The organism is Conexibacter arvalis, from assembly GCF_014199525.1.
Classification (GTDB): domain Bacteria; phylum Actinomycetota; class Thermoleophilia; order Solirubrobacterales; family Solirubrobacteraceae; genus Conexibacter; species Conexibacter arvalis.
Window position 1 is genome coordinate 322,751 of record NZ_JACHNU010000002.1, and the last position, 21,481, is coordinate 344,231.

Annotated in this window: 23 protein-coding genes; 14 read left to right on the plus strand and 9 right to left on the minus strand. The window is 71.1% G+C overall.

The window, feature by feature from the left end; genetic code table 11:
- Window positions 1-3 precede the first annotated feature (3 nt).
- Window positions 4-825: a phosphatase PAP2 family protein gene (locus BDZ31_RS10065; RefSeq protein ID WP_343075563.1), complete on the minus strand. Its 822-nt coding sequence runs from the start codon at window positions 823-825 to the stop codon at window positions 4-6.
- A 260-nt stretch (window positions 826-1,085) separates the two neighbouring features.
- Between BDZ31_RS10065 and BDZ31_RS10070 the strand changes: the two genes are divergently transcribed.
- The 5 genes from BDZ31_RS10070 to BDZ31_RS10090 all read left to right on the plus strand — a co-directional run bounded on the left by BDZ31_RS10070 (window position 1,086) and on the right by BDZ31_RS10090 (window position 5,959).
- Window positions 1,086-1,898, plus strand: a complete 813-nt coding sequence (locus BDZ31_RS10070) for an enoyl-CoA hydratase-related protein (RefSeq protein ID WP_183341638.1) — start codon at window positions 1,086-1,088, stop codon at window positions 1,896-1,898.
- Between the two features lie 115 nt (window positions 1,899-2,013).
- Window positions 2,014-2,904 (plus strand): cytochrome c oxidase subunit II, encoded by an 891-nt coding sequence (gene coxB, locus BDZ31_RS10075; protein ID WP_246344882.1) that lies wholly within the window; start codon window positions 2,014-2,016, stop codon window positions 2,902-2,904.
- A 21-nt stretch (window positions 2,905-2,925) separates the two neighbouring features.
- Window positions 2,926-4,626 carry a cytochrome c oxidase subunit I gene (gene ctaD, locus BDZ31_RS10080; protein WP_183341642.1) on the plus strand — a complete coding sequence of 567 codons (1,701 nt, stop codon included), beginning with the start codon at window positions 2,926-2,928 and terminating at the stop codon, window positions 4,624-4,626.
- A gap of 10 nt (window positions 4,627-4,636) precedes the next feature.
- Window positions 4,637-5,545, plus strand: coding sequence for a heme o synthase (locus BDZ31_RS10085; protein ID WP_183341644.1), 909 nt, complete (start codon window positions 4,637-4,639; stop codon window positions 5,543-5,545).
- Between the two features lie 159 nt (window positions 5,546-5,704).
- Window positions 5,705-5,959, plus strand: a complete 255-nt coding sequence (locus BDZ31_RS10090; protein ID WP_183341646.1) for a hypothetical protein — start codon at window positions 5,705-5,707, stop codon at window positions 5,957-5,959.
- A gap of 249 nt (window positions 5,960-6,208) precedes the next feature.
- On the opposite strand, the gene BDZ31_RS10095 is transcribed toward BDZ31_RS10090, so the two are convergent.
- Window positions 6,209-6,631 carry a CBS domain-containing protein gene (locus BDZ31_RS10095; protein ID WP_183342449.1) on the minus strand — a complete coding sequence of 141 codons (423 nt, stop codon included), beginning with the start codon at window positions 6,629-6,631 and terminating at the stop codon, window positions 6,209-6,211.
- A gap of 216 nt (window positions 6,632-6,847) precedes the next feature.
- Here BDZ31_RS10095 and BDZ31_RS24895 point away from each other — a divergent pair, with 216 nt between their 5' ends.
- The 6 genes from BDZ31_RS24895 (at window position 6,848) to BDZ31_RS10125 (ending at window position 12,895) form a co-directional block, all read left to right on the plus strand.
- On the plus strand, window positions 6,848-7,234 hold the full coding sequence (locus tag BDZ31_RS24895; protein WP_183341648.1) for a helix-turn-helix domain-containing protein: 387 nt from the start codon (window positions 6,848-6,850) through the stop codon (window positions 7,232-7,234).
- Window positions 7,235-7,428: 194 nt separating this feature from the next.
- Entirely contained in the window at window positions 7,429-8,487 is a 1,059-nt protein-coding gene (gene coxB, locus BDZ31_RS10105; RefSeq protein WP_183341650.1) for a cytochrome c oxidase subunit II, read from the plus strand.
- Window positions 8,488-8,503: 16 nt separating this feature from the next.
- Window positions 8,504-10,420 (plus strand): cytochrome c oxidase subunit I, encoded by a 1,917-nt coding sequence (locus BDZ31_RS10110; protein ID WP_183341652.1) that lies wholly within the window; start codon window positions 8,504-8,506, stop codon window positions 10,418-10,420.
- Between the two features lies 1 nt (window position 10,421).
- Complete coding sequence (locus BDZ31_RS10115; protein ID WP_221242978.1) at window positions 10,422-11,285, plus strand: universal stress protein; 864 nt, start codon at window positions 10,422-10,424, stop codon at window positions 11,283-11,285.
- Window positions 11,286-11,371: 86 nt separating this feature from the next.
- Complete coding sequence (locus BDZ31_RS10120) at window positions 11,372-11,908, plus strand: cytochrome c oxidase subunit 3 (protein WP_183341656.1); 537 nt, start codon at window positions 11,372-11,374, stop codon at window positions 11,906-11,908.
- A gap of 162 nt (window positions 11,909-12,070) precedes the next feature.
- Window positions 12,071-12,895 carry a cytochrome c oxidase assembly protein gene (locus tag BDZ31_RS10125; RefSeq protein ID WP_183341658.1) on the plus strand — a complete coding sequence of 275 codons (825 nt, stop codon included), beginning with the start codon at window positions 12,071-12,073 and terminating at the stop codon, window positions 12,893-12,895.
- Between the two features lie 108 nt (window positions 12,896-13,003).
- Here BDZ31_RS10125 and BDZ31_RS10130 read toward each other — a convergent pair whose 3' ends face one another.
- Window positions 13,004-13,738 carry a c-type cytochrome gene (locus BDZ31_RS10130; RefSeq protein ID WP_183341660.1) on the minus strand — a complete coding sequence of 245 codons (735 nt, stop codon included), beginning with the start codon at window positions 13,736-13,738 and terminating at the stop codon, window positions 13,004-13,006.
- A 40-nt stretch (window positions 13,739-13,778) separates the two neighbouring features.
- On the minus strand, window positions 13,779-15,620 hold the full coding sequence (locus tag BDZ31_RS10135; protein WP_183341662.1) for a glycosyltransferase: 1,842 nt from the start codon (window positions 15,618-15,620) through the stop codon (window positions 13,779-13,781).
- 87 nt (window positions 15,621-15,707) lie between these two features.
- Here BDZ31_RS10135 and BDZ31_RS10140 point away from each other — a divergent pair, with 87 nt between their 5' ends.
- Together BDZ31_RS10140 and BDZ31_RS10145 are read left to right on the plus strand one after the other, a co-directional pair.
- On the plus strand, window positions 15,708-15,977 hold the full coding sequence (locus BDZ31_RS10140; protein ID WP_343075564.1) for a hypothetical protein: 270 nt from the start codon (window positions 15,708-15,710) through the stop codon (window positions 15,975-15,977).
- A 70-nt stretch (window positions 15,978-16,047) separates the two neighbouring features.
- Window positions 16,048-16,569 (plus strand): hypothetical protein, encoded by a 522-nt coding sequence (locus tag BDZ31_RS10145; RefSeq protein WP_183341664.1) that lies wholly within the window; start codon window positions 16,048-16,050, stop codon window positions 16,567-16,569.
- A 129-nt stretch (window positions 16,570-16,698) separates the two neighbouring features.
- Here BDZ31_RS10145 and BDZ31_RS10150 read toward each other — a convergent pair whose 3' ends face one another.
- From BDZ31_RS10150 to BDZ31_RS10165, 4 genes are all read right to left on the minus strand, one after another.
- The gene (locus tag BDZ31_RS10150) at window positions 16,699-17,010 is read right to left on the minus strand and encodes a hypothetical protein (protein WP_183341666.1); all 312 of its coding nucleotides are present in this window, start codon (window positions 17,008-17,010) and stop codon (window positions 16,699-16,701) included.
- A 107-nt stretch (window positions 17,011-17,117) separates the two neighbouring features.
- Entirely contained in the window at window positions 17,118-17,855 is a 738-nt protein-coding gene (locus BDZ31_RS10155) for a hypothetical protein (protein ID WP_183341668.1), read from the minus strand.
- Window positions 17,856-17,965: 110 nt separating this feature from the next.
- Window positions 17,966-18,169 carry a cold-shock protein gene (locus tag BDZ31_RS10160; RefSeq protein ID WP_183341670.1) on the minus strand — a complete coding sequence of 68 codons (204 nt, stop codon included), beginning with the start codon at window positions 18,167-18,169 and terminating at the stop codon, window positions 17,966-17,968.
- Between the two features lie 160 nt (window positions 18,170-18,329).
- A complete protein-coding gene (locus BDZ31_RS10165) occupies window positions 18,330-18,746 on the minus strand; it encodes an HIT domain-containing protein (protein WP_183341673.1) in 417 nt (138 codons plus the stop codon).
- Window positions 18,747-18,778: 32 nt separating this feature from the next.
- Here BDZ31_RS10165 and BDZ31_RS25955 point away from each other — a divergent pair, with 32 nt between their 5' ends.
- Window positions 18,779-19,999, plus strand: coding sequence for a M28 family peptidase (locus BDZ31_RS25955; RefSeq protein ID WP_183341675.1), 1,221 nt, complete (start codon window positions 18,779-18,781; stop codon window positions 19,997-19,999).
- Window positions 20,000-20,019: 20 nt separating this feature from the next.
- Here BDZ31_RS25955 and BDZ31_RS10175 read toward each other — a convergent pair whose 3' ends face one another.
- Window positions 20,020-21,447: a tRNA nucleotidyltransferase/poly(A) polymerase-related protein gene (locus tag BDZ31_RS10175; protein WP_183341677.1), complete on the minus strand. Its 1,428-nt coding sequence runs from the start codon at window positions 21,445-21,447 to the stop codon at window positions 20,020-20,022.
- Between the last annotated feature and the right edge of the window lie 34 nt (window positions 21,448-21,481).

Genomic DNA, 21,481 nt, shown 5'->3' on the forward strand with positions numbered 1-21,481 from the left:
GGCCTACGCCCGCGCTCTTGCTTCGAGTGCCGAAACGACGCGCCCGGCGCGCAGCGCCAGCGGGGTGAGCTTCGGCGCGGCCGCCCGCACGCCCTCGGTCAGCGCGAGGCCGGCGAGCAGGTCGACGACGTAGTGCTCGCCGAGGTAGACGAGCGCCAGCCCGAGCGTCAGCGCGTAGGTCCAGCCGATCGCGCCCTCGACCACCCCGACCTCCCCGAGCAGGTGGGCGGCGTTGACGGACGTGGCGAAGTGCAGCGAGGGCATGGCGGCGAGGGGGTTGCCTCCGAGCAAAGAGTAGAGCGGCCCCCAGCGGTGCTTCCAGAACTGCTCGCCGTACTCGATCATCATCCGCCGCACGCGCGTCTCGTCGTGGTCCTCCAGGCGCCCTCTCGACGCGGCGTACCACGGCGGCGCCGTCGGCAGCAGGTGGTAGACGAGCGCGCCGAGGTCGAAGACGGCGTAGGTCGTGGCGGCGGCGCGCCCGAATCTCTCGCGTCTGCGGATCAGGACGTAGGCCGCCGCGACGTGCGGGACGGCGAACCAGACCCAGTGGCACCAGACCAGCACCTTCTCGCCGCGGCGGATGCTGCCAGGCGCCGACAGCAGCCGCTGGAGCCGCAGCGTCGGCGGCGTGCCGAGGCCGATCACCGTGTCGATCCTGACCGGGTAGTCGATGTGGACCCTGCGCTGGAGAGCCTCCGGGTCGTCGTGCGGCATCTCGTACGCCGCCAGGTAGGCCCACATCTGCAGCGCGCAGGCGGCGACGTCGCGCGTGCGCGAGCGCGGAACCGCCACGCACAGGGCGACCGGGGCGGCCGCTGACACCGCCAGCACGGCCGGTTTGGGCAGCCTGGCGCGACGGCGGATCACCGGGGCGGCGACGCCCGCTGCGACGATCGCCCATGCTGCGGCTCGGAGGGCCTTCGACTTCCGCAAAGCGCCGGGAGTATATGAGGGTCGTCTCACTTCGCCGTCTCAGGTGCGCGAGAGCGGGCACCTGCATCCCTCCCGCGACCCAGGATGCATGCCTCCCACCACCCACGATCGGCGCCGGTGTCGCATCGGCGCTCGTAGGATCCGGCCCCATGAGCGACTACGAGTTGGTCCACGCCTACGACACGGTGAACCTTCACCGTTCCGGCGGCGTGGCACGGATCGAGCTGAACCGTCCGCAGAAGATGAACGCCTGGGACACCCAGCTCGGGCTCGACCTGCGCGCCGCCGTCGACCGCACGAGCGCCGACGACGAGGTGCGCGCCGTGCTGCTCACCGGGGCCGGCCGCGGCTTCTCCTCCGGCGCCGACCTCTCGGCCGGCTTCGACCTGACGCCCGAAGGCCACCCCGACCTCCGCACCGTGCTCGTCGAGCGCTACGCGCCGATCATCACCAGCCTGCGCGCCGCGCCCAAGCCGGTGATCGCGGCCGTCGGCGGCGGCGCCGTCGGCATCGGCTGCTCGCTCGCGCTCGCCGCCGACCTGGTGCTCGCCGCCGAGTCGGCCTACTTCCTGCTCGCCTTCGTGAACATCGGCCTGGTCCCGGACGGCGGCGCCTCGGCCTTCATCCCCGCGCGGATCGGGCTGACCCGCGCGACCGAGCTGGCGATGCTCGGCGAGCGCCTGCCCGCGTCGAAGGCGCTCGACTGGGGCCTGATCAACGCCGTCCACCCCGACGCCGAGCTGGCCGGCGCCGCCGACGCGCTCGCGCAGCGGCTCGCCGCCGGCCCGACGCTGGCCCACGCCGGCGCGAAGCGACAGCTGAACGCGTGGGTCTACGAGGGCCTCGACAGGCAGCTCGCGCTGGAGGCCGAGACGCAACAGGAACAGGCCGCGACGAAGGACTTCGCGGAGGGCGCGGCGGCGTTCCTGCAGAAGCGAGCGCCGGAGTTCAAGGGTGTCTGACCAGGCGCGCAAGCAGGCAAAAGCCCGTCGCGACGGGGCTTTGAGCGATCCCATCTTCCGGAGCGGGGCACCTGGCGCTTCGCTCCGCCGCAACGTGGATAGAATCCGCGCCGCCTTGCGACCTGAAACTGCTTCCATTCGCCGCCGCGCTGTCGCGGCCCTGCTGCTCGCGACGATCGGATCGCTCGTCTTCGCCAGCGGCGCGTTCGCCGACTTCTTCACCCCTGAGTCGGGTGGCTCGCCGAACGCCGACCAGATCGACTCGCTGTACAAGATCATCCTCTACATAGCCATCGTGGTCTTCGTGGTGGTCGAGGGTGCGCTCTTCTACTCGCTCTGGAGATTCCGCGCCAAGAAGGGCGCGGTTGCTGCTCAGATTCACGGCAACACCCGTCTGGAGATCTCCTGGACGGTCGGCGCCGCCCTCATCCTCGTGGCTCTCGCCGCGGTGACGTTCTCGAAGCTCAGCTCGATCCAGGACCCGCCGAACAGCGACCCGGACGGTCTCGAGCTCGCCGACGGCGTGCTGACCGCCTCGGTCGACATGCCCAGACCGCCGAACGGCAGAGCGCTCGTCATCTGCGTGTCCGGCCGCCAGTACATCTGGCGCTACACGTACGGCGCCGACTGCCGGAGAAACCCCTTCGGTCTCGTCTACTCCTACGAGGAGATGGTCGTGCCGGCCAAGACGACCGTCGTCCTCGACATCGAGGCGACCGACGTCATCCACTCGTGGTGGATCCCGAAGCTCGGCGGCAAGTTCGACGCCGTCCCCGGCTACAAGAACTACACGTGGTTCAAGGCCCCGAAGGCCGGCGAGACCTACGTTGGTCAGTGCGCCGAGCTCTGCGGCCGCAACCACGCCGACATGACCGCCCGCGTCCGCGTCGTGACGCCGGACGAGTACACGGCCTGGCTCGACCAGCAGAGAAGAGACATCGCCGACGCCGATAGACAGGTTCAGGAGCTCCGCAGAGAGCTCTTCAGCGACGGCGACCTCAATTAGGAAAAAGGACCCAGACCGACCATGGCAACCACCGACTTCGCGACGCGTCCCGTGCCGCAGGTGCTCGCCCACGAGGTCCATGCCGAACGCACGCGCGCACGCTGGATCGACTGGCTGACCACCACCGATCACAAGAAGATCGGGATCATGTACATCGTCTCGTCGTTCGCCTTCTTCTTGATTGGCGGCATCGAGGCGCTGCTGATGCGGGTGCAGCTCGCCGTTCCGAACAACAACTTCCTCACGCCGGAACACTTCAACGAGCTCTTCACGCTCCACGGCACGACGATGATCTTCCTCTTCGTCGTACCGATCATGGCGGGCTTCGCGAACTACTTCCTGCCATTGATGATCGGCGCGCGAGACATGGCGTTCCCGCGCCTGAACGCGCTGTCGCTGTGGCTCCTGCTGTTCGGCGGCATCGTCTTCTACGCGTCGCTGCTGTGGCAGCCGCCGGAGGCCGGCTGGTTCTCCTACACCCCGCTCTCGAACGAGATGTACACGCCGAGCGGCGGTCAGGACGCGTGGATCTTCCTGATCCACATCACCGGCATCTCGTCGCTGGTCGGCGCGGTCAACTTCTACGCGACGATCGTGAACATGCGCGCGCCCGGCATGGGCTGGGGCCGCCTGCCGCTGTTCGTCTGGACGATCCTCATCTACGCGCTCCTGCTGATCCTGGCGCTGCCCGTGATCGCCGGCGCGGTGACGATGCTCCTGACGGACCGTCACTTCGGAACGCACTTCTTCGACCCGACCGAGGGCGGATCGCCAGTCCTCTGGCAGCACCTCTTCTGGTTCTTCGGCCACCCCGAGGTGTACATCATGATCCTGCCGGGCTTCGGCATCGTCTCCGAGGTCCTGCCGGTCTTCGCCCGCAAGCCGATCTTCGGCTACAAGGCGGTCGCCGCCTCGACCGCGGTCATCGCCTTCCTGGCGGCGCTCGTGTGGGCTCACCACATGTTCAGCGTCCCGGTGCCGACCGTCGTGCTCGGGTTCTTCATGTTGTCCTCGTTCCTGATCGCGGTGCCGACAGGCGTGAAGATCTTCAACTGGATCGCCACGCTCTGGCGCGGGTCGATCGTGACGGCCTCCCCGCTCTACTTCGCGGCCGGCTTCATCGCGATCTTCGTCATCGGCGGCATCACCGGCATCTTCCTCGCCGTCTTCCCCGTCGACTGGCAGCTGACCGACACGTACTTCGTCGTCGCTCACTTCCACTACGTGCTGATGGGCGGCGCGGTCTTCACCATCTTCTGCGGCCTCTACTACTGGTACCCGAAGATGACGGGCCGGCTGTGCAGCGAGCCGCTCGCGAAGGCCTCGTTCTGGGTGATGTTCGTCGGCTTCAACATGACGTTCCTCGTCCAGCACGCCGCCGGCCTCTCGGGCATGCCGCGCCGCGTCTACCAGTACCCGGCGGACGCCGGCCTGACGCTGTACAACCAGATCTCGACGGTCGGCTCGTTCGTGCTCGGCGTCGGCATCCTGATGTCGGTCTGGAACTTCGTCCGCAGCTGGAAGACCGGCGCGGTCGCGGGCCCGGACCCGTGGAAGGGCAACACGCTGGAGTGGTTCACCCAGTCGCCCCCGCCGGTCAACAACTTCGACGAGATCCCGCGTGTCCGCTCCGTCGAGCCGATGAAGGACATCCGCCGTCAGGTGGAGCGCCAGTCCGGCATCGAGCACGATCAGGTCACGCAACCGTCGACGACCGCGTAGGCTCTCCCTGGTGGAAGCGTCGCGCGTCACCTCTCCCGTCAAGCCGACGCACGCCCTCAGCGGCGTGCGTCGGGTCGTTGCGGACTACGTCACGCTGACGAAGCCGCGCGTTCAGCTGCTGCTGCTGCTGACGACCGTGGCGACGATGGAGATCGCCGGCAACCCGTCGCTCGGCCTGATCGTGCTGACGGTCATCGGCGGGTACCTGTCGGCCGGCGGCGCGGGCGCGATCAACCACTGGTACGACCGCGACATCGACGCGAAGATGGCCCGCACGGCGACCCGGCCGATCCCGTCGGGCCGCGTCAGCCCGCGCGCGGTGCTGATCTACGGCATCGGGCTGCAGGTCGCGTCGTTCGTGCTGCTGTCGCTGACCGTCAACCTGCTCGCGGCCCTCTTCGCGCTCGCCGGCTTCCTCGGCTACGTCTTCATCTACACGCTGTGGCTGAAGCGCTCGACGCCGCAGAACATCGTGATCGGCGGCGCCGCCGGCGCCGTCCCGCCGCTCGTCGGCTGGGTCGCGACGACCGGCTCCTTCGATCCGGCCGCGCTCTATCTGTTCGCGATCGTCTTCTACTGGACGCCGCCCCACTTCTGGGCGCTCAGCCTTCGCATGAAGGACGAGTACGCGGCGGTCGGCGTGCCGATGCTGCCGGTCGTGCGCGGCGAGGAGGAGACCCGCCGCCAGATCACGCTGTACACCTTCCTGCTCGTCGCAGTCACCTTCCTGCCGTTCGCGGGCCAGCTGTTCGACGGCATCTACGCCGTCAGCGCGGCGGTGCTCGGCGGCTGGTTCCTGTGGCTCGCGGTGAGACTCCAGCGCAACCCGGACCGCGGCGCGGCGCTCAAGCTGTACCTCTTCTCGATGCTCTACCTCGCGCTGCTGTTCGCCGCGATGGTGGCCGACGTGAAGCTGTAGACCCCATACACTCTGCCCTTCCCCACCCCGACACCGAACTGGAACCATGGACCGACGTCTCGCTCGTAAGAACATCCGCTCGGCGCTGATCGCCACGGCCGTCTGCGTCTTCATGTTCGGCGCGTCGTTCCTGGCCGCCGCGATCTACATCTCCTAGTCATGAGCCAGATCCAGCCTGAGCAGACTCCGCCGCCCGTCGGCGAGGAGATCCATCTTCCCGGCCCGTCGCTGCTGCCGTTCTTCAACGCGGTCGGCATCACGGTCGCGATCATCGGCATCACGACCAGCATCTACGTCCTGGTCGTCGGCCTGCTGATCTTCCTCTACACGACGGTCCGCTGGATCGCCGACACCCGCCGCGACATCGCTCACCTGCCGCTCGAGCATTCGCACGGCCCCGGCGACCACCACTAGGCGGTCACACCACCTCCCGCCGCAACAGCGGCAACGCGAACGGCGCCCGACGGGCGCCGTTTGTCGTTCTGCCCTCGACAGCGGACCGCGCCGCAACCGGCGCGAGGGTCGCCCCCGCGACCTCGCCGCGCGCGACCGCAGCGGCGACTCCCTCTGCGAGCGGCGCCCCCACGACGCCGCTCGCCACTGCTTCTGTCCGACCGTCGCGCAGACGGCCGGTTGTGCTTGATGGGCGCCGGTCCCGCTCGGCTAGCGGGCCGCCGCCGCGCCGCCGGCGAGCGGGACGGCGCAGACGGCGCCGTCCTCCGTCCAGCAGCGAACGACATCTCGCATCGAGAGCACGCCGACCAGCTCTCCGCCCTCGACCACGATCAGGTGGCGGAAGCCGCCGCGCACCATCTCGCAGGCCGCCTGCTCGAGCGACCAGTCGGGGGCCGCGAAGACGAGGTCGCTCGTGAGGTGGTCGGCGACCAGCTCACGGTCCGGATCGAGCCCGCGCCCGAGCGCGGCGAGCACGTCGCGCTCGGTGAGCAGTCCAGGCCCGGGCTGCTCCGGATCGAGCACGATGGCGGATCCGACCCTCTTCGCGTGCATCTGCTCCGCCGCCTCCCTGAGCGTGTGGCCAGGGCCGACGGTGAGCGACGTGGCCGACATCCCCTCGCGTACCTGCATCGCCGCCTCCGTGGTCGCTTGCAACGATTGCATCAAGCATAACCCGTCCTCCCCGTCCCGACACGCTTTCCGTGGACGGGTGGCTTTCCGCCTGCACGTGCCCGGTTTCGAATCACCGCAAGCATCGGCGTACCCAAAAGGCTCGGGTGCGCCAGGATGATGCAAATGCGCCACCGAGACCATCCAAAACTGGTCCTCGCTCCGTATCTCTGATCGGTGCCAACGCAACGACCAGGAACAGTCCGCCACCGCACGCAGCTCTACAACGAGGCCGTGCGGATCGTCGAGGCCGAATACGCCTCCGACCTCGAGCTCGACGACATCGCGCGCCGCGTGGCGTCGTCGCGCCGTCAACTCCAGCGAGCGTACGCCGAGATCGGCGGCACGACCTTCCGCGAGCATCTCACGAGAGTGCGCATGGAGCGCGCCGCCGAGCTGCTCGCGAACGGGTCGCTGACCGTCCGCGAGGTCGCGCGGCGCGTCGGCTATCGGCAGCCCGCGCAGTTCGCGAAGACCTTCCGCCGCCATCTCGGCAGCGTGCCGTCGGCCTACCGGGCGCGCGCCCGGGAGAACACGCCGCCGCCCACGCAGCGCGCGGCCTGACGGCCTTTCCACTCGCTCGACGTCGATCGGCGCGCCGGTTACGAGACCGACGCGCCGATACCCCGCGGCCCGCGATCCCATGCCCTGACGGGCGATTCCGGTCTTCCTCCCGACCACGTTTGCGGTACGTCGGTCGACTCGCTTAGGATCGGCAGCGGAGAGAAGGTCCACCGCGGCAGCGAGGAGACTCACGCGTGCGCAGACATCCGGTCGCACAGATGGTGATCGTCGGTGCAATCGCTTCGGCGATCGGCATCGTGATCGCTCTCGTCATCGACTGGTTCCCGGCTGACGCCGCCGAGCAGGCCGGGCCGATCGACACGCTCTACGACGTGCTGATGATCGTGTCGGTCCCGGTCTTCGTGCTCGTGACGACGGTCACCCTGTTCGCGGTCTGGCGCTTCAGAATGCGGCCCGGCCAGGAGAACGAGGACGGCCCGCCGATCCACGGCAACACCCGCCTCGAGGTGATCTGGACCGCGGTCCCGGCGATCCTGCTCGTGTCGCTCTGCAGCTACGCCTACGCGGTGCTGGTCGACATCGAGGAGAAGCACGACGACCAGCTCGTCGTGCACGTGACCGGGCAGCAGTTCGCGTGGAGATACAGATACCCGCAGCCCGGCGGCAGAGCGATCGAGACGACGGCCCTCGTGCTGCCGAAGGACCGCCCGGTCCTGTTCAAGGTCCACGCGGAGGACGTGATCCACGACTTCTGGGTTCCTGCCTTCCGCGTGAAGATCGACGCCGTCCCCGGCATAACGACCGAGGTCCGCGCGACGCCGACGAAGCTGGGCAGATACCCGGTCGTCTGCGCCGAGCTGTGCGGCCTCGGCCATGCCGTGATGCGCTCGTCCGTCAGGGTCGTCACGCCGGCCGCGTACGACAGATGGCTGCAGGAGCAGACCGCTCCCGCCGGCGGCGAGGCGACCGGTGGCGCGACCGCCGGCGGCGAGGGCGAGGCCGGCGGTGGCGGCGGCGCGGACCTCGCGGCGCTGGGCAGAGAGACCTTCGTCTCCAACTGCGGCAGCTGCCACACGCTGGCGGACGCCGGCACCAGCGGCGCGGCTGGCCCCGACCTGACGACGGCGCTGAGAGGCCAGGACGAGGCGACGCTCAGAGAGGACATCGTCGCCCCCGACGCCAGAATCACCGAGGGCTACCAGGCGGGTGTGATGCCCGACAACTTCGCGGAGACACTGTCAGCAGAGCAGATCGACGGGCTCGTCGCCTACCTCGCGAGCGTCTCGAGATGACGGAGGAGACCAGCAGATGACCGCAAAGCTCCGCGCTCCCGGTTGGTATCGCTCAGGGCTGTTCCTGCTGCTCGGGATCGCGTTCTCCTGGGTGCTCGTCGGCGTCGGCCGCCTGGCGATGGACTACCCGAACGCGTGGACCGACGGCGAGGCGATCACGACGGTCTCGCTGATAGCGGCGCCGCTTTTCTTCCTGGTCGGCCTCGGCTGCTTCGACTACTGGTTCTACTGGGCGTCGGGCCGCCCGACCCGGGCCGAGGACCACTCCTCGCACGGCGCGGAGAGCTGGAAGGACTACTTCCGCGTCAACACCGATCACAAGGTGATCGGCATCCAGTACATCTGCACGTCGTTCTTCTTCATGTTCGTCGGCGGCCTGATCGCGATGCTGATGCGGGCCGAGCTCGCCCAGCCGGGGATGCAGTTCGTCGACACCGCGACCTTCAACGGCCTCTTCTCCGTCCACGCGGCGCTGCTGATCTTCCTGTTCGTGATCCCGATCTTCGCCGGGATCGCCAACTACGTGCTGCCGCTGATGATCGGCGCCCCGGACATGGCCTTCCCGCGCCTGAACGCGCTGTCGTTCTGGCTGCTGCCGGTCGCGGGCGTGATGCTGAGCGCGAGCTTCTTCGCGCCCGGGGGCGCCTTCGCCAGCGGCTGGACCGCCTACGCGCCGCTGTCGACCGAGATGCCGCTCGGCCAGGTCTTCTTCACCGTCGGCGTCCAGTTCGCCGGCGCCGCGTCGATCGCGACGGCGCTCAACTTCCTGGTCACGATCATCACGATGCGCGCGCCGGGGATGAGCTTCTTCCGGATGCCGCTGCTGGTGTGGGCGAACTTCGCGACGTCGCTGCTGGTCGTGATCGCGACGCCGTTCATCGCCGCCTCGCAGTTCTTCGTCCTGCTCGACCGGGCGCTCGGCTTCAACTTCTTCGACGCCTTCGTCGGCGCCGGCAAGGACGGAAGCGTGCTGATGTACCAGCACGTCTTCTGGTTCTACTCCCACCCGGCGGTCTACATCATGATGCTGCCGGGCTTCGGGATCATCTCCGAGATCATCTCGGTGAAGGCGCGCAAGCCGATCTTCGGCTACCGCATGATGGCGTTCTCGCTGCTCGCGATCGTCGTGCTCGGCTTCACCGTCTGGGCCCACCACATGTTCGTCTCGGGCATGCACGCGTGGATCCGCGTCCCGATGATGATCACGACGGCGATCATCGCCGTCCCGACCGGCATCAAGATCTTCTCGTGGCTGGCGACGATGTGGCGCGGCGTCCTGCGCCTCGACACGCCGATGCTGTTCGCGCTCGGCTTCCTGACGACCTTCACGCTCGGCGGGATCAGCGGCGTGATGCTGGCGATGATCCCGTTCGACATCTACGTCTCGGACACGTACTTCATCGTCGCCCACATCCACTACGTGCTGTTCGGCGGCTCGATGCTGACGATCTTCGCCGGCATCTACTACTGGTTCCCGAAGATGACCGGGCGGATGTACGACGAGCGGCTCGGCAAGATCCACTTCTGGGCGACGTTCGTCTTCTTCAACGTCACCTTCGCGCCGATGCACCTGCTCGGGCTCGACGGCATGCCGCGCCGGGTCGCCGACTACGCCGAGCAGTACGCGACGCTGAACCTGCTCGTGACGATCGCCAGCTTCATGCTCGGCCTCAGCATGCTGGTCTTCCTCTACAACATGGTCGCCAGCTGGCGCGGCGGCCCGCGTGCGGCGGCCAACCCCTGGCGGGCGCTCACGCTCGAGTGGCAGGTCTCCTCCCCGCCGCCGATCTTCAACTTCGACGCCGTCCCGACCGTCGTCGGCGGCCCGTACGAGTACGGGGTGCCGGGCGCCGTCCACGGCATCTTCCAATCGCCCGCAGAGGCGAAGCCGACCACTGCCGGCTCCGTCGCGACGTCACCGACCAGAGAGTGAGGTGAAGCGCACCATGGCCAGAAGAGTCCTCGTGGTCGCGAACGAGACCCACGGCGGCACCAACCTCGTCGAGGCGATCCGCGCCCGGCACGAGGCCGGTGACGCCGAGTTCATCGTGATCGCGCCACAGAACCGCCCGCATTCCGGCTACGTCATCTACGACGAGGCCGTCCGCGACGCCGCCCGCTGCCGCGTCGAGGCGACGCTCAGCGCGCTGCGCGAGCACGGCATCGAGGCGACCAGCGACGTGATGGACCCCGACCCGTACACCGCCACGATCGACGCCGTGCGCGAGTACCGGGTCGACGAGATCATCATCTCGACCCATCCCGAGACCCGCTCGGGATGGCTCCGTCACGACCTGATCGAACGGGTGCAGAACGCGACCGGGCTGCCGGTCGAGCACGTCGTCGTCGACCTCGCCGCCGACAGAGGGCCGGTCACGCACACGCTGATCGTCGCCAACAAGACGGCGAGAGGCGAGCCGCTGTTCGAGGAGCTGCGCAGACGTGCGGCCGAGTCGCCCCACCGCTTCACGGTGATCGTGCCGCAGGAGGGCGGCCACGGCCACCACACCGGCCAGGCGCGCGAGCGGCTCCACGCGCTGCTGGAGCGGCTCAGAAGAGACGGCATATCGGCCAGCGGCGGCATCGGAGACCCCGATGCCTACGCCGCGGTCGCCAACGCGCTGCAGTTCTACCGCGTCGACGAGGTGATCATCTCGACGCTGCCGCGGATGCGCTCGCGCTGGATGCGCTCGAACCTGATCGACCGCGTCCGCAAGATCACCGCCGCCCCGATCACCCACATCGAGGTCGACGTCGGCGCCGAGGAGTCCGCAGCGAGTGGAGCGAAGGCCGCCTGATGGAAGCCGCCTCCGCCTCCTCTTCGCTGCACCACGCCGGCGAGGCCGCGCATCACGGCCCGCCGGAGGCGCATCGGAGCTCCCGCGTGGATCCGCAGATGCTCGGGATGCTGCTGTTCATCATCTCCGAGATCATGGTCTTCGGGGCCTTCTTCACGGCCTACTTCTTCATCCGGGTCGTGGACGGCAACCCCTGGCCCGCGGAGGGGACGGAGCTTCCGAAGGCGATCGCCGGCGTCAACACCGCGATCCTGCTCTCCTCCTCGGTGACCCTGCACTGGGCGCTCGAGGCGATCAAGCGCGGCAACCGCCCGGCGTTCAAGGCCGGCATGGCGACGACCTTCCTGCTCGGCGCCTGCTTCCTCTTCATCCAGATCAACGAGTACGTCCACGTCGGCTTCGCCCCGTACGACAGCGCGCAGGCGTCGGTCTTCTACGGCTTGACCGGCCTCCACGGAGCGCACGTCGCGCTCGGCCTGCTGCTCCTCCTGATCGTGACGGTGCGCGCCTTCCGCGGGCACTTCTCGCCGCAGGCGCATCGGGGCGTCGAGGTGCCGGGGATCTACTGGCACTTCGTCGACGTGATGTGGGTGATCGTCTTCTCGACGGTCTACCTGCTGTAGGAGGCGGAGCGATGCTCAACCCGCTGCGCTCGGAGCAGGAGGCCTTTCGCTTCCTGCTCTACGTCCTCCTCGCGGTCGTCGCCGTCGTCGCGCTCGTGCTGCTGGCACGCGTGCTGACGTGAACCCTGACGGTCGCGGCCCGCGGCCGTACCTTCCGTGACGATGGAGTTGGCGTTCGATCCCGTCGTGATCGTCCTGACGCTGCTGGCGTGCTGGCTGTACGTGCGCGCGCTCGGCATCGTGGCGCGCCGCAACCTCCACGTCCCCGCTGGACAACAGGCCTGCTGGTGGATCGGGATCGCGCTGCTGACGGTCGCCCTCAACGGCCCGATAGACGCCTACGACGACCAGCTGTTCAGCGCCCACATGGCCCAGCACCAACTGCTCGGCGATCTCGCCGCGCCGTTCCTGCTGGCGGGGATGCGGGCGCCGGTCCTCTTCTTCTTCCTGCCGCGCCCGGCGCTGGTCCTGCTCGCCAGACAGCGCTGGCTGCGGCGCGCGTTCCGGTTCCTGCGCAGACCGCTGGTCGCGCTGCCGCTGTACGTGCTCGTCGTCTACGCCTGGCACGCCGGCTTCCTGTTCGAGGCGGCCGTGCGTGAGCCGGTCGTCCACGCGCTCCAGCACGAGAGCTTCTTCCTCGCCAACGCGCTGCTGTGGTGGCCGGTGCTGGAGCCGGCGAAGCGGCGGATGCCCGGTCAGCTGTGGAAGATCGGCTACATCTTCGCCGCGCGGATGTCGACGATGTTCCTGGGGATGATGTTCGTCTTCGCCAGACCGATCCTCTACGCGGGCGTCTACGGCACGGCCGAGCGGCCGCTCGGCTTCTCCCCCAGATTCGACCAGCAGACCGCCGGCGGCATGATGATGACGCTCGACATCGTGATCATGCTCGCCGCGCTGATCTGGTTCTTCTGGCTCGCCTCCCAGCAGGAGGACCGCGATCAGGCGGCGGCCGAGCGGAGCGCGAGAGCGCGCACGGCGCACTGAGCGCCAGGCGGACGGATCGCCGTGGCTGGCGCGGACACAGCGAGCGCTGCGGGCGCCAGCCCGTGAGCGACCGAGGACAAAGCCAGGCGCGGCGACGCGCCCGCCTGGTCATCTGACGGTGAGGGTGCCCTCCATACCGCCCTCGCGGTGGCCGGGGAGCGTGCAGTAGAACGTGTATCTGCCGGGTCTCACGTCGACCGAGATTCTCGACACGCCGCCGCCGGAGACCGTCTCCCCCTTCGCCAGCTCGGGACCGTCGGCCCCCTCCTGCAGCGCGATGTCATGCGGGACGGTCGACTCGTTGACGGAGTCGATCTCGAGCGGGCCGGCCGGCGCGGTCGCCTCGCTGACGGTGTAGGCGAGCTGGCCGCCCGGGTCGGCGGGAATCGCGAGTCTGCCGTTCTCGGCGGTCGCGCTGCTCTGCTCCGCTCTTCTGACGGCGGCCGCGAGCGCGCCCTCGTCCTCGCCCGGGTTCGCCGCCGCCTGCCCGACGTAGGCGGCGACGTCGATCGCGTTCTGGCCGGTGACGATCTTCGCGGGCATCTGCGAGTTCGGGTAGAGGATCTGCTCGTGCACGACCCCTCTGACGGTGTCGCGGCCGAAGCCCTCCGACAACGACTGCGCGAACGCGGCGTCGAGGTCGGGTCCGGCCGTTCCTCTCGTGCCCGCGCGTGCGAGCGTGTGACAGGCGCCGCATCTCTCGACGAACAGCTGCTTGCCGTGGACGACGTCCGCGCGCGACTCCTTGAGATCGTCACCACCGCAGCCGGCCAGCCCGACGACGAGCGCCGATGCCGCGACCGTGGCGACGAGTGTTCCTCGTCTCCGTCGGCTCATCCTCATCGTCCGACCCTATCCGAGGCGCGGGACGAGAATCCAGTGTCTACCGCGCGGAGGTCCGCACGGGCGCGGGCAGGGTTTCGAGTCTGCCCTCGGCGGCCGCGATCACCCCGCGCGCGACCCCCTCCCACGACCACCGCTCGCGCGCGGTCGCGACCAGTGCCGCGCGGGTCCGCTCGCGCAGGGCGGCGGGCGCGCCGAGCCATCCGGTCACGCGCGCGGCGATCGCTTCGACCGCCCCGTCTCCGACCGGGAACGCGAGCCATCCGTGCGCCTCGGCCGGGACCGCCGCGGCGAGCGCGCCGGCGACCTCGGCGAGGCCGGAATGGGCGGCGCAGACGGGGAGCGCCCCGCAGGCCGCCGCCTCGGCGGCGACCATCCCGAACGCCTCCGGGAAGGTGCTGGGAACCACCTGCGCCGCGCACGCCGGCAGCAGGTCGGCGAGCTCGTCGTGCTCCAGCCGCCCGGTCAGGACGACCCGCTCCGGCAGCGTCACGGCCGCCGCGAGGTAGCGCTCGCGCAGCTCGCCGCCGGCGGCGAGGCGATCGAGGAAGGCGCGGAGGTGGGCGAGCGGTCTGCCGGCCGGCCCGCCCTCGGCGGCGCGCCCTTCGGCGGCGAGCGCGCCGACCGCGTCGAGGTCGCCGACGGCGAGCGCGGCGAGCAGCCGCTCGAGCGCCGGCCGGTAGGCGCCGAAGCCGACGACGGCCAGACGCGCTCGCGGCTGCTCCGCGAGCACGAGCGGCCACGCGGCGAGCAGCAGGTCGACGCCCTTGGAGACGATCAGCTTCCCGACGTAGGCGACGAGCGGGTCCTCGGCCGGCGCCTCGACGAGCCGCTCCAGCGCCCGGGCGGCCTCATCGGCGTCGCGGTCGAAGGAGGAGGGCGGCGCGGGTGCCGCGGCGGGGCCGGGCGTGGTCTCGGTGTCGGGGGCGGGCGCCGGTGGCGGGCCGGCGCGCGGCGCGTCGTCGTCGGGGGCGGGCGCCGGTGGCGGGCCGGCGCGCGGCGCGTCGTCGTCGGGGGCGTGCGCCGGGGTCGGCTTCGCGGCGGGCGGCGCTGGGCGGGCGCCGTCGGAGAGCGGCTCGCCCGGCGCACCCGCGGCGGCGGGATCGGCGATCACTCCGTCGGGCAGCGCGCCGGCGCTCGCCGCCGCTGCCGCCGCCTCCGCCAGCGCGCCGGCCAGGCGCGCCAGCCCGGCGCGCGCCTCCGTCGGCGGCCGCGGCGCGAAGCGGGCGACGTCGACGCCGGGCGGGCCGAGCCGCGTGCGCTCCGGCAGGCCCGGCTCCTCCACGGTCGCCCACAGTCGCTCGGCGGTGTGGCGCGAGCCGACGAGCACGCCGCGGGCGCCGGCGATCCCCTCGCGCGCCGGCGCGAGGAACCGCTCCGGATGCCGCGCGACGGTGTACTCGAGCGCGCTGCCGTGGATCTTGACGGCGTAGGGCGTCGCGCCGAGCGCCCGCCGCACGATCAGCGGCCCCATGACGAGATGGTTGGCGAGCGCGGCGTCGGGCGCTGCGCGCGCGACCACCTCGCGCACCGCCGCGACGTTGCCCTCGACGTAGGCGGCGAGCTCGGCGTCGGTGAGCTGCGGGTACGGGCGCGCCTCGACCGCCTCGTAGCGATCGGCGACGTAGACCGGGAGGATCCCGCCGGGCAGCGCGGGGCGGTAGACGGCGCAGCGGACCGGCTCGCGCAGCGTTCTGACTCGCAGCTCGCCGGCGTCCCAGTCGCCGACGGCGTCGACGAACGGCAGGCGCGCCGGATCGCGGTCCTGGCAGACGAGATCGACGACGTGGCCGAGTCGCACGAGCGCCGCCGCGAGCTCGGCGTTGTAGACGTTCGAGCCCGTCCCGCCGAGCAGATAGCCGTGGAAGAGCAGCAGGCGCATCCCGCAGCAAGCGTATCCGCGCCGCCGCCCGCCGAACCGCCGCCCGGCGGAGCCGTCGAGCCCGGTCCGTTGGTAGCATCACGGCCCGTGAGCCTTCATCAGCGTTATCGCATGCGGACGCCCTCGACGGGGCGCGAGATCATCCTCCAGGCCGAGCCGGGGCGCACCTACCTCGACCGCGAGACCGGCGAGGAGCTCGAGGTCGTCGCCCAGCTGCTGCCGCTGGCGCCGACGCCGTCCGACCTGCCGTGGACCGTGGACAACCTCCGCATCTGCAACTGGTGCAATCAGTTCGCCCAGAAGGACCTCAACGACTGCCCGACCTGCGGGCGCCGCATGGCCCCGCTCGACCGCTGAGCCGGTCGCACTCGCGCTCGTGCCTCGTCGCACGCCCACGCTCCGACTGATCACAGCTCTCACGCTCGGCGTGCTGCTCTCCGCCGGGCTCGCGGCCTGCGGCGGCGGCTCCGACGTCGCCGCGACGCTCGAGACGCCGCCGTTGACCGTGCCCACCGGCGCGGCGCTGCCGGCGTCGGCCTCAACGACGCCGTCGACCTCCGCGACGACGTCGACGACCGCGACCACGCCCGGGACGACGTCGTCCGACACGGGCGGCTCCTCCGACACCGGCTCGGTCGACAGCTCCGGTGGCGCGACCGACAGCGGCAGCGTCTCCTCCGGCGGCACCGGCGGGACGACCGGCGGCGGCACCGGCGGGACGACCGGCGGCACGACGGGCGGGGACACCGGCGGGACGACCGGCGGCGGTGACACGACCGGCGGCGGCACCGGCGGGACCACCGACGGCACGACCGGCGGCGGCGCCGCCCCCGGTGGCGGCAGCACGACCGGCGGCGGTGGCGGCACGACCGGCGGCGGCACGAGCAACCCCGGCGGCGCCTCCGGCGACACCGACGCCTTCTGCCAGCAGAACCCCGGCGCCTGCTGATCGACGCGCGGCCCGCTCGCCGCGCACTCCCGTCAGCGCGACTCCGCTCGTCCGCTCGCGGCCCGCTCCCGCAGCGCGTCGTCCGGTCCCGTCAGCGCGTCGTCCGCTCCCGCGCTCGGCCCGCTCCCGTCAGCGCGTCGTCCGCTCGCGCTCGCGCCGCTCCGGCACGCCGCGGCGTTCGACGCGCTGCGGCCGCGACGCGGCGTGGTCGCGGATGCGGACCGGCCATGGACCTGCATCCGCCAGCGGCGCTCTGACGCCCGGCCCCTTGGGCCGCGGCGGAGTCGGGTCGGGCGGCGGGTCGTCGTCCCAGCCGTCCCAGTCGCGCCAGTCGTCGTCGGGCTCGTCGCGGTGACGGAAGTACCAGACGAGCCACACGACCATCCCACCGAGGTCGAGCACGCGCATCCCCACGAGGAAGATCCAGCCGGCGGTGCTCACACGGCGATGCTACTCCCGGACGACGCGGCGGCGGGCGCGCGCGGTCGGCGATCCGACCGCGCGAGCGCACGAGCCGAGCGCACGGGCGCCCGGCTCGCCGATGACGGTCAGCGGCGCTTCTTCGCCGCCCGTCTCGCCGCGGATCTTCTCGCGGCCGGTCTTCTGGTGGCTCTCGGGACCTTCGGCGTCGAGATCATCGTCGCCGTGTAGGTCAGCTTCGCCGTCTGGTAGAGGCACTTGTACTGCGCCTCGCTGCCGACGGTCAGCTGCGCGGTCTGCATCGTGAGCATCTGCTCGTCGCCGCATCTCGATCTGCGGCTCGCGCGCCAGCCGTTGGTCTTGTCGAGGTTGACGGCCAGCACCGGCGCCCACGTCGGCACGGTCAGCGCGATCACGTCGCCCTTTCTGACCGGCAGCGTCGTCTCGAGCGGGAACTGGACCGTTCTGCCGAGCCACGGCGTGATGCGGATGACCTCGCTCTGCGCGCTCGCGGTGTAGAAGCGCTTCGGCTTCTGTCTCGACGTCTGGCTGAGCACCGTGATCTGCACGCGCGGCGTGCCGCCGTAGGTGCGGTTGAAGAATCTGATCTGTCTGTCGGTCAGCGAGCCGAGCTGGAGCGTGAACGCGACGATGCGACCGTCGGTCGGGATCGTGGTCGGGTACGTTCTGCCGGCCGTGTTGACCTGGAGCGCCGTCGTGCGCGTGACGACGAAGCAGGAGTCCGGGCAGCTCGTGGTGACGGGGACCGTGCTCTCGCCGATCTCGTAGATCTTCGCCGAGGCGATGGGAGCGGCCACGCCGAGCGCGCACAGCGACGCGACGAGGCCGAGGAGGATGCGCTTCATGTGCTCATTCAACACGAACACGCGGCGCAAGTAGCGCTCCCGCACCGGCGGGAGGCGCGCCAGGAGGACGGTGCGGCGGCCGCGCGAGCAGCCGCCGCGGCTGCCGCCCTCTAGAGCTTCATCACGTTGACGGCCTTCGGCCCCTTGTCGCCCTGCTCCTCCTCGTAGGAGACCTTCGAGCCCTCGGCGAGCGAGCGATAGCCCTCCCCCGAGATCCCGGAATAGTGGACGAAGAGGTCGCGACCGCCGTCATCGGGGGTGATGAACCCGAAGCCCTTGTCGTCGCTGAACCACTTGACCGTACCCGTTGCCATTGCGCCCCCGAGGACTGCAAGCCGGCCGCTGCCGGCAGGTTCCACCGGGCCGGACGCCCGGTCTTGCTGCAAGAAAGTCAACCGCACCGGCCGGGTCGCGCGCAAGTGGCAATCGTCATCACCGCCGACGCGCCAGTCGGTTGCCCCAGTCGGACGGGCGCTATCCGAGCAGCTGAGCGGCGGCCATCGCGATCTCGTCGGGATCGCCCTGGGCCGGGATCCACGGGAGCTTCAACGGGTCGTCGGCGTAGCGCGGGATCACATGCAGGTGGAAGTGGAAGACCGTCTGCCACGCCGCCGAGCCGCACGAGTTGATGAGGTTGACGCCGTCGGCGCCGAGCCGCTCCTTGACGCGTCCCGCGACCGCTCTGCCGGCGCGCACGACCGCCTCGAGGTCCTCCGCGGGGATCTCCAGCAGGTCCTGCGCGTGGTTGCGCGGGACGACGAGCGTGTGGCCGTAGGTCGCCGGCGCTATGTCCATGAACGCGACCGTGCGCTCGTCCTCGCGCACGATGCGGGCCGGCAGCTCGCCGGCGATGATCTTGCAGAAGATGCAGTCGTCGGATGTGGTGGGCACGCGCCGAGCATATCGGTAGCCTGGACGCACTCGTGCCCGACCGTCGCCACCTTCGTGACGCGATCGCTCACCTCGCGTCGATCGACCGTCCCTCCGCCTCGCCCGGCGAGCTCGAAGCGGCGCGGTGGATCGCGGCGCAGCTGTCGGAATGGGGCTGCACCGCGCGGGTCGAGGAGGAGCGCGCCAACGGCGGCTACTGGTTCCCGCTCGGCGTCCCCGCCGCCCTCGCCGGCGTGGCGGGCCTGACGGCGCTCCGCGGCGGTCGCGGCGGCCGGATCGCGGCGACGGCGCTCGGCGCCCTCTCCGCCGCGGCGATCTACGACGACGTCAGCGGCGGCTCGCTGTGGTTCCGGCGCCGCTTCCTGCCGAAGCGCCCGACCTGGAACGTCGTCGCCGAGACCGGCGACGTCGAGGCCGACCGCACCGTCGTCTTCGTCGCCCACCACGACGCCGCCCACTGGGGGATCCTCTTCCACCCCGGCGTGCTGCCGCTGGTGGCGAAGGTCGCCCCGTCGCTGCTGGAGCGCAGCAACACCTCGCCGCCGCTGATGGCGCCGGTCTTCGCCGGGCCGACGCTCGTCGCGCTCGGCGCGCTGACCGGCAGCAGACGGCTGCTCGCAGCCGGCGCGACCGTCTCGCTCGGCACCGCCGCCGTGATGGCCGAGATCGGCTCGCGCGACGCGGTTCCGGGCGCGAACGACAACCTGACCGGCGTCGCGACGCTGATCGGCGTCGCCACCGAGCTGGCCGAGCGGCCGCTGGAGGGGCTGCGGGTCCTGCTCGTCTCGACCGGCTCGGAGGAGGGCTTCATGGAGGGGATGCAGGCGTTCGCCGCGCGTCACTTCCCCCACCTCCCGCTCGACCGCACGCACGTCGTCTGCGTCGACACGGTCGGCTCGCCCGAGCTGACGCTGATCGAGGGCGAGGGCATGCTGCGGATGCGCGAGTACCCGGACGACTTCAAGGAGCTGGTCGCCGACTGCGCGCGCCAGAGCGGCGTCGAGCTGCGCCGCGGCCTGCGCTTCCGCAACGCGACCGACGGGCTGATCGCGCTGAAGGCCGGCTACCCGACCGCGACGATCGGATCGGTCACGCCGCACAAGGTCCCGGCCAACTACCACTGGCCGACGGACACCGCCGAGAACGTCGACCACTCCAGCGTCGACGACGCCGTCACCCTCTGCACCGCGATCGCCCGCCGGCTCGCCGGCAGCGGCGACGCGCACACGACGGCGAGCGCCGCGTCGGCGTAGCGCCGACGGCGCGCCCGCGTTCAGCCCTCGGCGACGCGCGCGCGCTCGTCGAGCACGCGCCGGGCGTGGTCGACCGCCTCCTCGCGCGTCGCGACCTCGCCGGCGTACTGCGCCGCCTCCAGCTCGCCGAGCAGCTCGCCGAGCAGCGGGCCGCGGGCGATCCCGAGCGCGTCGGCCAGCTCGTCGCCGCGAATCAGCGGCGAGGGCCTGTCGCCAGCCTCCCATGCCAGCGCGGGCCCGATCAGCTCGCGCGCGAGGTCGAGGTGCTTGGCGATCGCCTCCTCCGACTTGCGGCCGCGCGTCGCGAGGCGGTCGGCGACCGACAGCAGCGAGACGTCGACCTCGACCGGCTGGCAGCGCCGCAGGTAGCCGTGGACCTGGCGTCTGGAGAGCGGCCGCTCGTGGACGAGGAAGCCGAGTCGCAGGTGGTGGAGCGCCAGCGCCGCGACGTGTGCGCGCAGCCGCTCGCTCGTTCTCAGCCGCGTCAGGATCGCGCGCGACAGCTCGGCGCCCTGGCGGTCGTGGTCGAAGAAGGTGACGCGGCCGCCCTCCAGCTCGCCGCGTGTCTGCGGCTTGGCGATGTCGTGCAGGAGCGCGCCGAAGCGCAGCGCCGTCCCGCGCGTCAGCTCGTCGGAGAACGGCTGCGCCAGCAGCTCGCTCAGCGCCGTGCCGTGGTCGGCGCCGAACAGCGCCGCCGGATCGCGCTCGATCGCGACCGTCTCGGCCAGCACCGCGAGCGTGTGGTCGTGGACGTCGAGGTGGTGGTACCGGCTCTGCTCGACCCCGCGCAGTGCCTCCAGCTCGGGCAGCACCGCCGCGGTCGCGCCGATCTCCTGCATCAGGCCCAGCCCGTGGAGCGGGTCGGGCGCGCCGATCACGCGCCGCAGCTCGGCGAAGACCCGCTCCTGCGCGACGTCGCGCAGCCGCGCGGCCTCCTTGGCGGCCGCGGCGCGGGTGCCCGGCTCGGGCTCCAATGCCAGCTCGCAGGCGAACCGCGGCAGCCGCATGACGCGCAGCGGGTCGCTGGCGAAGGCGCTCGGCGCGACCATCCGCAGCCGCCGCGCCGCCAGGTCGGCGACGCCGCCGGTCGGGTCGATCGGCTCGCCGCCGGCGAGCGGCTCGGCGATCGCGTTGACGGTGAAGTCGCGCTGCGCGAGGTCGTCGGCGATCGTCTCGCCGCCGAGCGGCGCGAGGTCGGCCTGCCAGCCGCCGCCGCGGCCGACGACGCGCCAGGCGCCGAACGCCTCCGACAGCGGGAAGACCGCGGCGCGCGCGGCACGGCCGAGCGCCCGCGCGGCCGCCTCGACGTCGCCGCCGACGGCGAGGTCGAGGTCGTTCGTCGCCCGGCCGAGGATGCGGTCGCGCACGGCGCCGCCGACCAGCCAAGCCGGCGCTCCGCGCAGCGCGTCGCGCGCGAGCGCGAGCGGATCGCCGCTCGCCCCGCTCACGCGCCACCTCCGACGCCGGACGAGCGAGCGCCCA

What these genes read in the sequence shown, in the direction of transcription:
- BDZ31_RS10070 (WP_183341638.1), top strand. Translation starts at nt 1,086, where the DNA reads ATGAGCGACTACGAGTTGGTCCACGCCTACGACACGGTGAACCTTCAC.
- ctaD (WP_183341642.1), top strand. Translation starts at nt 2,926, where the DNA reads ATGGCAACCACCGACTTCGCGACGCGTCCCGTGCCGCAGGTGCTCGCC.
- BDZ31_RS10090 (WP_183341646.1), top strand. Translation starts at nt 5,705, where the DNA reads ATGAGCCAGATCCAGCCTGAGCAGACTCCGCCGCCCGTCGGCGAGGAG.
- BDZ31_RS10095 (WP_183342449.1), bottom strand. Translation starts at nt 6,631, where the DNA reads ATGCAGGTACGCGAGGGGATGTCGGCCACGTCGCTCACCGTCGGCCCT.
- BDZ31_RS10110 (WP_183341652.1), top strand. Translation starts at nt 8,504, where the DNA reads ATGACCGCAAAGCTCCGCGCTCCCGGTTGGTATCGCTCAGGGCTGTTC.
- BDZ31_RS10125 (WP_183341658.1), top strand. Translation starts at nt 12,071, where the DNA reads ATGGAGTTGGCGTTCGATCCCGTCGTGATCGTCCTGACGCTGCTGGCG.
- BDZ31_RS10130 (WP_183341660.1), bottom strand. Translation starts at nt 13,738, where the DNA reads ATGAGGATGAGCCGACGGAGACGAGGAACACTCGTCGCCACGGTCGCG.
- BDZ31_RS10135 (WP_183341662.1), bottom strand. Translation starts at nt 15,620, where the DNA reads ATGCGCCTGCTGCTCTTCCACGGCTATCTGCTCGGCGGGACGGGCTCG.
- BDZ31_RS10155 (WP_183341668.1), bottom strand. Translation starts at nt 17,855, where the DNA reads ATGAAGCGCATCCTCCTCGGCCTCGTCGCGTCGCTGTGCGCGCTCGGC.
- BDZ31_RS10160 (WP_183341670.1), bottom strand. Translation starts at nt 18,169, where the DNA reads ATGGCAACGGGTACGGTCAAGTGGTTCAGCGACGACAAGGGCTTCGGG.